Genomic DNA, 12444 nt, shown 5'->3' with positions numbered 1-12444 from the left:
CCTCGACGGTCGCGGCCAGGACCTGGCGGCCCGTGCCGCCGGACACGCCGACCCATTGCGCGCCATGGCCCGGCGCCTCGGTCGGGACGGCGAGCAGCTGGTGCCCGCCCGCCGGCAGCCCGGCGATGGTCAGCCGGCCGTCGTCGCCGGTCGTGTTCCAGCAGCCGTCCTCCGGCACGTGGCGCGGGGACACCGCCGCCACGCACACGCCGCGCAGGGGCGCACCTGTGATGGCATCGACCACCGTGACATCGATCTTCGCCTCGGGCGTGAGCGTCACCTCGATGTCGACCCGCTGCCCGGCCACGACCGTGACCTCCTTGGGGTCTTGCGCGATATAGCCGGGCGAGTCTACGTACAGCACGTGCGTCCCGGCCGTGACGTTGTCGAGGATCGCCTCGCCGGCGCTGGTCTCGTGCCTGGCAAACCGTGCCGACGCGATGAAGTTGAGCACCGGCGCACCGGTGACCGAGTCCTTCGCCGTGACGCGCACGGAACCGGTGGGCAGCACCACCTCGTTGACCGTCGTGGTCTGCCCGCCGACCACGGTGACCCGATCGGCCGTGGCATGGGTCAGCTTGCCGTAGGCGTACTGCTGGATGCCTTGGCGTGGGTCGAAGTATGTAACGATCGCATCGGCCCCGGCGAACACCTGCTCCACCCGCCAGTCGCCGTTGGCGTCGGTCCTCGTGGTGCGCCAGTTGCCGGTGACACCGACCGTGACGTCAGCGGCGCCGGTGCCGTCCTGTTTGGACAGGCGCCCGGTGACCGACCCGATGGCCGGCAGCGCGTAGTCGAAGACGGTCTCACCGGACACGTCGAACCGCTCGGTCTGCCTGGTGCCGCCCCAATTGGTGCGCAGGTCCAGATAGAACCGGCCGGGCTTGAGGTTGGCGATGCGGTATGCGCCGCTCGCGTTGGTCGACGCGCCTCCGACGGACGTCCCGTCCTCATTGGACGAGAATATGGAGACCCCCGCCGCGGGTGCGCCGGTGTGGTCGGTGATGCGCCCGGAGATGGCGGCGGTTTCGGCCCGTGCCGGGGCTGCGATGCCAAGGGAGACAAGGATCGCCACGGTCGCGATCACCCCAGCCCCCCGTGAAGTTGTAAACATGCGCCATATTCAATGTGCGGGCCGCACTCCGTGCCAATAGGCTGATCAGCCGACCAGGCGTGTGCGCGGCCCGGCCCTGAGCACGCCGGACGGCAGCTCCCGCCCGACGATCTCCTGGGCCAACCGGGCCGCATCGATCATCTTTTCGAGGTCGATGCCCGTGTCGATGCCCATGTCGTGCAGCATGTGCACGACCTCCTCGGTGGCCACGTTGCCGGTCGCGCCCGGCGCATAGGGACAGCCACCCAGCCCACCCACGCTCGCGTCGAACTCGGTGACTCCGAGCTCCAGCGCGATCAGGATGTTGGCCAGGGCCGTGCCGCGCGTGTTGTGGAAGTGCAGCAACATCGGCACCTCGGAATGCCTCTCGCGCACACGGGACACAACGTCGCGCACGCGCGTGGGCGTGGCCATGCCGGTGGTGTCGCCGAACGCCACCCGGTCGGCCCCGTGGGCGACCACCCGGTCGACGATCGCGGCCACCCGGCCCGGGTCGACGTCGCCCTCATAGGGGCACCCGAAGCTGGTGGCGATGATGACCTCGGCGGTCGCCCCGGCCCCGTGCAACATTTCCACCAGGGCCGCGATGTCGTCGAGCGACTCGTCGGTGGACCGGTTGATGTTGCGCCGGTTGTGCGTGTCGCTGGCCGACACGACGACCTCGACCTCGGTGAACCGGGCGTCGAGCGCCCGCTGCGCGCCACGCACGTTGGGCACGAGCGCGCTGTAGCGAACCTCGGGAAAACGCTTGATCGAGCCCCACACCTCGTCGGCGTCGGCCATCTGCGGGATGGCCTTGGGGTGCACGAACGACACCGCCTCGATGCGCCCGACCCCGGTCGCGCCGAGCGCCTCGATCAGCCGCACCTTGTCGGCCGTCGGGACGGGCTGCTCGTTTTGGAGCCCGTCCCGCGGGCCCACCTCACGAATCGAAACCCTTGCCGGCCACCTGTCCATGCCGCAAGCTTAACGCTCGTTCACCGTGTCTTGAGAGTCAGCGCATCCTTGAGACGAGCGCGGTGTCGTAGTCGCCGGAGGTGAACTCGTCGTTGGACAACAGCTCGATGAAGAACGGCAGGTTGTTCTTGGGCCCGGCGATCTCGAACGCCGCGACGGCCGCCTTGGCCCGCTCGATGGCCTCGGCCCGGTCGGCGCCAAAGACGATCAGCTTGGCCATGAGCGAGTCGTAGTTGGGCGTCACCTTGTTGCCCTCGCGATAGCCGGAGTCGACCCGCACCCCCGGCAGGTCGAGCGGCTCGACCCAGGTCGTGATCGCGCCCGGTCCGGGCAGGAAGCGCTTCGGATCCTCGGCGTTGACCCGGAACTCGATCGCATGTCCATTCGCGACGGTCGGCACGTCCGCCGGCAGGCCCGAGGCCACCCGGAACTGCGCCTCTACCAGGTCGATGCCGAACACGGCCTCGGTGACCGGGTGCTCGACCTGCAGCCGGGTGTTCATCTCCAGGAAGAAGAACTCCCCCGCGGTCGGGTCGAACAGGCACTCGACCGTGCCCGCGTTGCGATAGTTGACCGCCTCGCCGGCCCGGACCGCGGCCGCGAGCAGTGCGCTGCGCTGCTCGGGCGTGAGCGCGGGCGAGGGCGACTCCTCCACGAGCTTCTGGTTGCGCCGCTGCACCGAGCACTCGCGCTCGCCCAGCGCCACCACGCTGCCGTCGGCCAGGCCCAGGATCTGCACCTCGATGTGGCGCACCCGCGGGAAATAGCGCTCCAGCAGCACCGAACCGTCGCCGAACATGCGCTCGGCGAAGCCGCGCACCCGCTCGTATTCGGCTTCGAGGGAGGCCTCGTCGGTGGCCACCGCCATCCCCATCCCGCCGCCGCCTGCCGCGGCCTTGACCATTATCGGGTACCCAATATCGCTCGCGGCCTGCAGGGCGAGCTCGACCGACGCGACCGGATCCTGCGTCCCCGGTGCGACCGGCACCCCGGCCGCCGCCATCAGATTGCGTGCATTGATCTTGTCGCCCATGGCCGTGATCGCCTCGGCCCCCGGCCCGATCCAGATCAGCCCGTGCTCGGTCACCATGCGCGCGAAGTCGGCGTTTTCCGACAGGAACCCGTAACCGGGGTGGATGGCCTGCGCGCCGGTCTGCTTGGCCGCGTTCAGGATGGCCTCGGTGTTGCGGTAGGACTCGGCGGGGTTGGCCGGCCCGATCAGCACGGCCTCATCGGCCTCCCTGGCGAACGGAAGATCGGCGTCTGCCTCGGAGTAAACCGCGATGGACCGGATGCCCAGCCGCTTCGCGGTCCGGATGACGCGGCGCGCGATCTCGCCCCGGTTTGCCACCAACACCGACTCGATCATCGAAAGTCTCCCTCCAAAGGCACGACCTAGCCGACGGTAATGGCCGGGACTCGACGTCAACTAGGCGCGGCTTGTCAAAACCCGCCGACAAGTTTTGTAGGAGTCAGCCAAGCAAGGCTCTAAGTGTGGCGTCGCGCAGCAGCGACGCGCGGCGATCACGCTCCACCTCGCCGCCCAGGAACGGGGTCGAGTTCATCAGGCCGAACGCGGCGTGCGCGAGCACCCGTGCCTCCGCGGCCGCCAACCGCGTGCGAGCCTTGGTCAGCATGTCCACCCACACCTCGACGTATTGCCGCTGCAGCCGGCGGATCTCGCGCCGGGGCTCCTCCGGCAGCCGGTCGAGCTCGTGCAGGTGCAGGGCGATCACGGCGGGGTTGTTCAAGGCGAACTCGACGTGGAAGTCGACCAGCCTGCGCAGCGCCGCGGTGGCGTCCCCGCCGCTTTCGGCCACGCACGCCTGGCCCCCGCTCAGCAGGCCCTCGCTGACCGGCTTGAGCGCGGCGGCGAGCATCGCCTCCTTGCCCGCGAAGTGGTGATAGAGCGCGGGCCCGGTGACCCCCGCCGCGGTGCCGATGTCGTCCATCGACACGCCGTGGTAGCCGCGCGAGGCGAACAGGCCGACGGCGATCTCCAGGATCTCGTCGCGCCGCGACTTGCGTTTGCCGGTGCCCTTGATGGTGACTGTCACGGCAAGAACACTACTCGCGAGTAAACGAGTTTATTCCAGGTCGAATCCATACTCACCTGCCAGCTTGCGTGCTTCCTCCATCTTGTCCTGCTGCGCGAGCGCATGCGCCAGTGCATACGCCGCCCGGGGCAGCGCCCCCGCATCGCGCGGGAGGCCACCGACCACACCGCGCAGCACGCGCTCCGCGGCATCGGGTCGGCCCAGTGTGAGCAGCACTTCGCCCATCGTCAACTCGGCGAGGAAGGCTTCGCCAAAAGATCCCAAGGAGCGGAAGGCCTCGGGCACCGGGCGCACTCGTTCGAGCGCCGATTCGGCGTCACCGGCCCCTGCGAGCACGCGCGCCCCGTCGAGGGCCAGCCAGGCCAGCTCGTACTGGCTGTCCGGCTCGTGGGTGGGCAGGGTCGCGGCGTGCCGGTCGGCGGCGGCGAGCACCTCCCGGGCCGTGTCGGCGCCGAACCCGAACATCGCGGCCACGGCCTGCCGGCGCAGCATGCGCAGCCGGTCGACCGGCAGCCCGGCCACGTCATATGCGGCCGCGGCCGCCTCGAACCGCTGCGCCGCCTGCCCGTCGCGGTCCTGCTCATAGAGCAGATCGCCGGCCTGTTCCAGCACGCTGGCGCGGGCCTGTGCGTGGTCGAACCCGTTGAGGTTGGCGGCCAGCTGGTCCAGGTGGGCCAGCGCCTGGCCGGGGTCGTCCAGACGCTGATAGATCGCCGAGAGCAGGTGCCTGACCTGATCGGCCAGCCCCTGGCTGCCCGCGCGCTCGGCACCGTAGAGCGCCTCCTCGGCCACCTCGGCCGCGTCGTTGGCCCGGTCGGCGTTGAACAGGGCCACCGCGAGCTGGAAGCGGGCGTAATCGGCCTCGGCCTCCTGCCCCTCGGTGACCAGCCGGGCCACCAGCGAGGCGAGGTCGTCGACCGCCTCGGCCGAGCGGCCCGTGCCGGCCAGCAGCATGCCGAGCCGTTCCCGCACCTCGCGGACCAGCTCGAACGGCAGATCGGCGTGGCGCAGCGCACGCTCGTAGGCGGCAACCGCCGCGTCGCTGTCCTCGCGCAACAGGTGCGCCTGGCCCAGGATGAACTCGCCGAGCGCGACCAGCTCGCCCTCGCCCGCCGCGCGCCCACCGTCCACAAGCGACTGCCCGGCGATGAGGGCCTCGTCCAGCCGGCCGTCGGCGCCGAGCGCCTGGGCGCGGATCATCGTGGCCTGCAGGCGGACCCGTGGGCCGGGGTCGGGCTCGGGCACGCCGTCGAGCTTGTCGAGGGTCTCGATCGCCTCGGCCGGTGCCCCCACGTGCAGCAACGCGACCGCGAGGCGGCGCAGCGCTCCGGCGTGGTCCCGGGGCGAGCCGTGCGCCAGCAGGAAATCGGTCGTCTCACGCACCTGCTCCAGGCCCTGGTCGGGCTCACCGTGCCGGCATCGGTGCAGGCCGATGCGCCCGCGCGTGCGCGCCCGCCGGATCGTGTCGCCCGCCGCCTCATACCACCGGACGGCCTCGTGCCACTTCTCGACCAGCTCGCGCGAGTCCCCGTCGTACATCCGCATGCCCGCGAGGTCGGCCACCCGCCCGCGCTGCAGGGCGGTGAGGTCGTCACCGCCGGTGAGCTCGGTGACCCGTGCCCAGAGCGCCTCGACCCGGGCCGAGTCGTCCCGCCACAGCGCGTCCTCGGCGAGGTCGAGCAGCTCGTCCAGCCCGGCCCCGGCGGGCACGTCGTCGAGTGTCGCCTTTGGACGCTCCTTGGGCGCGGGAGCAGCCGGTGCCTGCGCCGGGCGCGCCAGCTGCGCGGTCAGGCTCATTGGCAGCTTGGCCACGATCGGTTGCGCCGCAAGGCAGGCGCGCACCTGCTCGCTCTGGTGGCCGGTGCCGTTGCGCGCGTCGAAGCGCTTTGCCAGAGCCAACGCGCGCTCGGCGAATTCGGCGTGCCGCGCCTCGCCCAGGCGGCTGAGCACCAGCGCGGCCGCCGCGCTGAACCACATCTCGCCATAGGGCGTGGCCGGTCTGTCCAACCACGACAGATGGCGCTCCATCAGCTCCCGCGCGTAGGACTCGTTGCCGCACACGGCGAGGAAGTACAGGTGGTCGGCGAGGTCGGACAGGTTGGCCACGCTGCGCCGGATCGCCCGGTAGGCCGTGTGATGCGCCGCTCGGGCCTCATCCAGCCGACCCGTGCGCAGGTACGGGATGAGCAGCTGAGTCAGGATCGACTGCGGCTGCTCGGCGCAGGTGAGCCGGCCCGCGAGCACGGGACCGGTGAGCGCGATCGCCTCCTCGTAGCGCCCCTGCTGCGCCAGGTGCCACACCTGATCGGTCGGGTCGCACCCCTGACAGTCCGAATTGGAGTCCCGTGGCGCGGATTGCCATGCGTCGTAATGCCTTTCGGCCGCCTCCATGTCGCCGATGTGCATCGCGACCAGCCAGCGATGCTTGTGCACCGTCTGCAAACTGTGCCCGCCCTGCGCGAACCGCCGCTGCATGTCGTCGAGCACGGCATAGGTGCGCTCAAGCGGTACCTCAGGAAATCGGGTCAAAGAATGCACCATGTATTTGAAGTACCAGAGCAGCAGGTGCTCGTGATGGCCGAAGCGCGCCGGGTCACGGTCATAGTGCGCCAGGCACCACGAGAACGTCACGAACCCCTTGGCCGGCTCGCCACCGTGCTGATAGGCGTTGGTCGCGGCCATCCGCGCGTCGAACCGCAGATCGTCGTCGCCCATCGCGTCGGCCTGCGCGATCGCCTCCTCGGTGAGCGCGATCTGCGCCGCGCCATAGGGCATGTCCCACGACTGGTCGATGAGGGCGCGCACCCGGTCCGGGGAAGTCGTCATGATCCGCCTCCCAGCACGGCCCGGTCGAGCAGCCCGAGGAACGACCGGTTGAGCAGGGCCGTGTCGGCGGGCCGCAGCGGGTGGTGGCCGAGCAGCAGCGCCTGGCCATACAACCCCTCAACGGCGAGCTCCATCAGTTTGGGATCGCCCAGCGAGGCGATCCGGCGCACCAGCGCGTTGCGGTGGTTGACGACCAGCTGCGGGCGCGCCTGGGCGGCCGATTGTTCAAACGCCGCAAGGACTCCCGCCCACGCCTCGTCGGCCACCTCGCGGGTGTCGCGCAGGTGCCGCTGGAACGTGGCGTCGCGGTCGACCAGATAGAGCGCGGGCAGCGTCACCGGGTCGAAGCCGCGCACCACCACCTCGCATCCCAGCCGGTCGAGCGTGCGCTGCGCGGTGGTCAGGAAGCCCCGCATGTCAAGCTCTTCGGCCAGATCGAGCACGTGGAACCGGGTGGTCAGGTCGCTCGGGTCGAGCCGGTCGACCATATATCCCGGATCCATCGCGGGAAGTCTTTCTATCAGCTCCATGTCGTAGGTGTACCCACCGTTGACCACGGCCAGCTGCTGGGCGGCGGCGACCGCGGCGAGCTGCCGGAACTCGTCGAGGGTTGAGCAATATCTGATTATTTGGTACCGCTCGCGCACCTCGCTGAGCGTGAGCCGCCCGACGTTGGTCTCCATCGGCCACCACTGCGCGACCAGCTGCAGCATCTCGTCGTCGTGCAGCGCCAGGGCCTTCACCCCGACGTGGTGGATGCGCAGGAAGTCGATGACCCGCCCGGGATCCTGATGGGCCAGATTGACCAGCCAGCCGCGCAGTTGCGCGCCCAGCGCCTCGCGCGTCTGCTCCAGCAGCCCGTCCTCATAGAGCGCCTCACGGCTCGCGGTCGGGCGCAGCTCGGTCGCGTTCACCACGCAGCGCGCGAAAAACGCCCACTCCGGCAGCAGTCCTTCGGCGCCCTCGGCCAGCAGCATGCGCTTGAGATAGACGCGATGCCCAGCGCGGGCTGCCGGGCTCGCCGGGGCCGGCAGCACGAACGCCAGCCCGCGCAGCCCCGCCTCCGGCACGTTGAGGTCGATCACGTCATAGGGCGTGAACCCGAACACCTCCTGGCAGTAACGCACGCGATCGCCGTCCGCATCCCAGGGCAGCGGCCGGCCCGTGACCACCGTCTGTCCAACTTGGACAGTGACCGGCAGCAGCGAGCCGAACAGGCGGGCCAGCTCCAGCACGCGCGGCTCGGCCAGCCATGCCTCCTCACCGTGTCGCGGCAGCAGCGTGACGGTCGTGCCCGGCTCGGGCCGGGCCGGGCCGTCGCCGGTCTCGTAGCGCCCGTCTGAGTACCCCGTCCAGTACACGGTCGGCTCGTCCCCGCTGCGCGTGACCACCCGGATCTCGTCAGCCACCAGGAAGCACGACAGCAGCCCGATGCCGAACTGGCCCAGAAACTCGTGCCGGCCGAAGCCCAGCTCGTCGCGCTTGCCCGAGCGCCCGATCGTGGCCAGCAGCTCGTGCACCTGCGCCAGGGTCAGCCCGATGCCGTTGTCGCGGATGGTCAGCCCTGTGCCGTCGCAGTCGATGCGCACCAGCCCGTGGTCGATCCCGGCGGCGGTGATCGCATCGACCGCGTTTTGCAACAACTCGCGCACGTAGACCCGCGGGCTGGCGTAGAGGTGGTGGCTGAGCAGGTCGACTACGCCGCGGAGGTCGACCTGGAAGGAGTGACTCACGCGGGAAACCGTACCCGTATTCGAGCCTCGCGGTGGACCCGGTCAGCCCAACCGGGTCCACCGGGGCCAGCCGATGTTGACCAAGAAGTTAGTGTCACGACACGCCGTCGAACATGGACGTAAGTTCATGATCGACGAGAAAAGGGGGCCCGCTCCGCCTGGATTGGCAGACCGACGTGGAGCGGGCCCGGTCTCAGCCGCCCACCTGGGCGTATTTGCTGCCCGTCCAGGCATACTCACGGCTTTCGCGGGGGCGCCCGTCGTCGAAGCCGACCACGACGAAGACCCCGCCCCAGATGCGCTGGCTCATGCTGAGCATCTGTTCGCCCGGCCCACTCTGCAGGACAACGCCGAGCCGGATGATGTCGCCGGTCTTCTGGTCGCGTGCGTAAGCGGCGATATGCCAGTCCTTCTCGCACAGCACATAGGCGGCCGTCTCGAACGCCGGATCGTCATCGAGGTTGCTGTAGGCCACGTTCTGCACGCGCCCCTGGGCACACTCCGGCTTGATCTCCTCGATCTTCAGCTCGCTGCTGGGGCCGACCAGCCCGCTACGCACGGGCTGCTCGCCCTCGCACGCGGCGAGGGCGAGCAGCAGCACAGCCGGCAGCGCGGCTCTCATTCGGTGACCTCGATGGTGACGAAGTTGTTGTCCCGGTTCGAGTCATTGGCGTACGAGGTGATCCCCGCGCCGATGCTCAGCGGCGACTGGCCGGAGCCGACCTCGATCGTCACGGTCAGGGTGATCGTCCTGGTCTCCTCGGCCTTGACCGGTCCGTGCTTGATCACGTTGCCCGGATGGCCCTCGATCGTGATCCGATGGCCGGTGGACAGCTCGATGTCGATCGAATGCGAGTCGTCGGGGCCGCTGCCCGTCAGCGTCAGCGTCACCGTCCCGGTCCGTTTGCCGTTCTGGGCCGGGCCCAGCCGCAGCGGGCTCGCGGTCAGCGAGAGGTCGGTCTTGGCCGGTGCGAACGTGGTGGGCCCACCGACCTGGGTGAACTTGCTGCCGTTCCACGCGTACTCGCGCTCTTGCGGATCCGGCTCGCCCGGCTCCGGGCTGTACGTGCTGTAGTGCACGGTCGCGATGATCCCGCCCGCCGTCCGGGGTTTGATCCCGATGACATCGTGCATGCCGCGTTCGCCCAGCATGCCGACGACGACGCCCAGCATGACGACCTTTCCCTCGGCGTCGCGGTCGTAGGCCGCGACCCGGGTGGACTCGTCGTCGGTGGTGCACACCAGCAGGGCCGCGGTCTCCAGTTGCGGATCGGAGTCGAGGTTGGCGTGCGCCACCTCCTTGGCGAACACCTTGCTTTCCACCCCGGGCGCCGGCTTGGCCACGATCTTCTTGCCGCAGGCCGGCTCGTCGAACGTCGGCGCAGGGGCGCCCAGCAGCTCCTCAACCGTGAAGCGCCCGTCCTTGACCTCCGGCAACGGCGAATGCGGGGGTGGTGTGGTGACGACCGGGGCCGGTGTCGGCGTCTCCAGCACATCGGCCGGCGGGCTGTTGTTGCCGCGCGGATTGGCCGCGAACGCCGCCACCGGCAAGGCGATCAACAATGCCCCCAGCACGCTGTATGTCGTGATGCGCACCCTGCGGCGGTGTGCCACCTTGGCCCGCACGGCCGCCGATCCGCCCGTGGGCGCCCCCTCAAGTGCTTCCGCGTAGCGGAACTCGTCCAGCGCTCCGCCGATCAGTTCCTCGTAGTGCTCAGACATGATTACCTCCGGTTCCCTTTGTCGCTCAATTGCTCGCCCAGCGCGGCCCGGCCGCGCGACAACCAGCTCTTCACCGTGCCCTCGGCGACGCCCTCCTGCAGCGCGATCTCGCCGACCGACAGTTGCCCGATGTAGTGCAGGACAACGGCCTTGCGCAACCGCTCGGGGATGGCCGCGAGCGCGCGCACGAGCGCCACCCGGTCCGGCGATGGGCCGTCGGCGTGCTGTTCGCGTTGTCTGCGCAGAAACGTGGTGGCCGACCGCTGCTTGCGGAAGCGGCTTGTGGCGAGGTTCCACGCCACCCGGCGGACCCAGGCGACCGGGTCGTCATACGTGCTGATCCTTTTCCAGCGCGCGAAGGCGCGACAGTATGCCTCCTGCACCACATCCTGCGCTTCGGCGCGATCACCGAGATACGCGTACAGCTGCGACCTCAACGATTGAAACGTCGCCGCGTAGAACTCGTCGAAATCGCGGCGTGCGGCTTCGGCCACTTTGGACAGTGGTGGCGCCGCCCCACTCACCATGACATGCTCCATCTCGCCGTTCCTCTCTGCTGCTCCGATGGGAGCGCACCGGCAACACGCATGCTGTCCGTGGTCGGTTGCAAAGATCTTTATTGGGTACGCTAAGGGGCCCCGCCGATCGGCGAGGCCCCGGTCAACTGCTGTCAGTGTCACTTCACCCGGGCGAATTCGCTCCCGTCCCAGGCGTATTCGCGGTTCTGGTACATGTTGTCGGTCGGGTCCGACCCGCACCCGCCGATGCAGGCGCGCACGTTGATCCCGCCGTCCGGCCGGGCCGACATGGTCTGCACGAAGTCGACGTCGTCCCAGCCACCGCCGCCCAGGATGCGCCCGAGCGTGACGATCTTCCCGTCGTGGTCCCGGTCGAACGCCACCACCATCTCCGGGCTCGGGTCACCGGACAGGCAGAGGAGCACGGCGGCCGTCTCCAGTTGCGGATCCGAGTCCAGATTGGTGTGCACCACGGCGTTGACCACCAGATCGTTTTGCGCGGGACCGGTCTTCTTCAGCCGCACCGAGCCGCTCTTGCACCGGGCGAAGTCCTTGGCCCAGGCGGGCACGGTCACGTCCACACTGGTCAGCTGGTCCAGCGTGATCCGGCCATCGGGCGACTGCACCTGTCGCGGCGGGGGCGGGCTCGGTTCGGCCGATGGCGACGGGACCGGCGTCGTGGGCCCGTCGGAGGCCGCCATGTGGGGCGGGCCGTTGTTGCCCCACGGGTTGGCTGCCAGCGCCGTCACCGGGACAGCGAGCAGCAATGCGCCGAGCACGCTGAAGGTCATGAGCCGCGCTTTGCGCCGGTGCGCCACCGTGCTTCGCACCGCAGCCGTCCCGGCCGCGCGCACCGACGGCGCCGCCGCGCTGGTGAACTCGCCGAATGCCTCACCGATCAGTTCGTCGTAGTGCTCAGACATCGTTACGCCCCTTCGCCTTCCGGTCTTGCAACTGCTGCCCGAGCGCGGCCCTGCCCCGGCTCAGCCAGCTCTTCACGGTGCCCTCAGCGACACCCTCCTGCTCGGCGATCTCCACGATGGACAGTTGCGCCATGTAGTGCAGGACCACCGCCCTGCGTTGCTGCGCCGGGATTTTCGCCAGTGCCCGGGTCAGCGCCACCCGGTCGGGCGACGGACCCTCGAGGTGCTCGACCCGCTGCTTGCGCCAGAACGTCGCGGCCACCTTCTGCTTACGAAACCGGCTCGTGGCCAGATTCCACGCCACTCGGCGCACCCATGCGGCCGGTTCCTGGTACCCGCTGATGGTCTTCCATTTGGAATACGCCCGGCAGAACGCCTCCTGCACGACGTCCTGTGCCTCGGACAGATCGCCGAGATATGCGTAGAGCTGAAGCGTCAGCCCTTGATATGCCACGGCATATAGGTCGTCGAAATCCCGCTGGGATTCGGCGATCGGTATTGTCGCGGCTGCCGCCATGACCGTCACACTGCCCTTCCTTCCTGTACCGGATGAACTCCCCTGCCTTGAAGCACCTCGTACACGCGAAGGGAAAG

The 12444-nt window shown here is 69.4% G+C and carries 11 protein-coding genes; all 11 read right to left on the bottom strand.

Features of this window, described 5'->3' with window-relative positions:
• The coding region (locus DM816_RS17980; RefSeq protein WP_162907580.1) for a carboxypeptidase-like regulatory domain-containing protein at positions 1 to 1114 on the bottom strand (1114 nt) is incomplete at its 3' end.
• Between the two features lie 45 nt (positions 1115 to 1159).
• Positions 1160 to 2071 (bottom strand): hydroxymethylglutaryl-CoA lyase, encoded by a 912-nt coding sequence (locus tag DM816_RS17975; RefSeq protein ID WP_117211397.1) that lies wholly within the window; start codon positions 2069 to 2071, stop codon positions 1160 to 1162.
• Between the two features lie 37 nt (positions 2072 to 2108).
• On the bottom strand, positions 2109 to 3440 hold the full coding sequence (locus tag DM816_RS17970) for an acetyl-CoA carboxylase biotin carboxylase subunit (RefSeq protein WP_117211396.1): 1332 nt from the start codon (positions 3438 to 3440) through the stop codon (positions 2109 to 2111).
• 103 nt (positions 3441 to 3543) lie between these two features.
• Positions 3544 to 4128 (bottom strand): TetR/AcrR family transcriptional regulator, encoded by a 585-nt coding sequence (locus DM816_RS17965; RefSeq protein ID WP_117211395.1) that lies wholly within the window; start codon positions 4126 to 4128, stop codon positions 3544 to 3546.
• A gap of 30 nt (positions 4129 to 4158) precedes the next feature.
• Complete coding sequence (locus DM816_RS17960) at positions 4159 to 6954, bottom strand: tetratricopeptide repeat protein (RefSeq protein ID WP_117211394.1); 2796 nt, start codon at positions 6952 to 6954, stop codon at positions 4159 to 4161.
• Positions 6951 to 8687 carry an HSP90 family protein gene (locus DM816_RS17955; protein WP_117211393.1) on the bottom strand — a complete coding sequence of 579 codons (1737 nt, stop codon included), beginning with the start codon at positions 8685 to 8687 and terminating at the stop codon, positions 6951 to 6953. Before DM816_RS17955 ends, DM816_RS17960 begins: the two co-directional genes overlap by 4 nt.
• 193 nt (positions 8688 to 8880) lie before the next feature.
• Positions 8881 to 9309 (bottom strand): hypothetical protein, encoded by a 429-nt coding sequence (locus DM816_RS17950; protein WP_117211392.1) that lies wholly within the window; start codon positions 9307 to 9309, stop codon positions 8881 to 8883.
• The gene (locus tag DM816_RS17945; protein WP_117211391.1) at positions 9306 to 10409 is read right to left on the bottom strand and encodes a hypothetical protein; all 1104 of its coding nucleotides are present in this window, start codon (positions 10407 to 10409) and stop codon (positions 9306 to 9308) included. The genes DM816_RS17950 and DM816_RS17945 overlap by 4 nt, the downstream gene beginning before the upstream one ends.
• A gap of 2 nt (positions 10410 to 10411) precedes the next feature.
• The gene (locus tag DM816_RS17940) at positions 10412 to 10936 is read right to left on the bottom strand and encodes a SigE family RNA polymerase sigma factor (RefSeq protein ID WP_117211401.1); all 525 of its coding nucleotides are present in this window, start codon (positions 10934 to 10936) and stop codon (positions 10412 to 10414) included.
• A gap of 149 nt (positions 10937 to 11085) precedes the next feature.
• The gene (locus DM816_RS17935; protein WP_117211390.1) at positions 11086 to 11850 is read right to left on the bottom strand and encodes a hypothetical protein; all 765 of its coding nucleotides are present in this window, start codon (positions 11848 to 11850) and stop codon (positions 11086 to 11088) included.
• Positions 11843 to 12367 carry an RNA polymerase sigma factor gene (locus DM816_RS17930; protein ID WP_117211389.1) on the bottom strand — a complete coding sequence of 175 codons (525 nt, stop codon included), beginning with the start codon at positions 12365 to 12367 and terminating at the stop codon, positions 11843 to 11845. The genes DM816_RS17935 and DM816_RS17930 overlap by 8 nt, the downstream gene beginning before the upstream one ends.
• Between the last annotated feature and the right edge of the window lie 77 nt (positions 12368 to 12444).

The organism is Allorhizocola rhizosphaerae, assembly GCF_003426775.1.
Lineage (GTDB): Bacteria > Actinomycetota > Actinomycetes > Mycobacteriales > Micromonosporaceae > Allorhizocola > Allorhizocola rhizosphaerae.
This window is presented reverse-complemented; position numbering and strand designations above follow the sequence as displayed.

Coding starts and splice junctions, on each gene's coding strand:
- DM816_RS17975 (WP_117211397.1), bottom strand. CDS start 2,071: ATGGACAGGTGGCCGGCAAGGGTTTCGATTCGTGAGGTGGGCCCGCGG.
- DM816_RS17970 (WP_117211396.1), bottom strand. CDS start 3,440: ATGATCGAGTCGGTGTTGGTGGCAAACCGGGGCGAGATCGCGCGCCGC.
- DM816_RS17960 (WP_117211394.1), bottom strand. CDS start 6,954: ATGACGACTTCCCCGGACCGGGTGCGCGCCCTCATCGACCAGTCGTGG.
- DM816_RS17950 (WP_117211392.1), bottom strand. CDS start 9,309: ATGAGAGCCGCGCTGCCGGCTGTGCTGCTGCTCGCCCTCGCCGCGTGC.
- DM816_RS17945 (WP_117211391.1), bottom strand. CDS start 10,409: ATGTCTGAGCACTACGAGGAACTGATCGGCGGAGCGCTGGACGAGTTC.
- DM816_RS17940 (WP_117211401.1), bottom strand. CDS start 10,936: ATGGTGAGTGGGGCGGCGCCACCACTGTCCAAAGTGGCCGAAGCCGCA.
- DM816_RS17935 (WP_117211390.1), bottom strand. CDS start 11,850: ATGTCTGAGCACTACGACGAACTGATCGGTGAGGCATTCGGCGAGTTC.
- DM816_RS17930 (WP_117211389.1), bottom strand. CDS start 12,367: ATGGCGGCAGCCGCGACAATACCGATCGCCGAATCCCAGCGGGATTTC.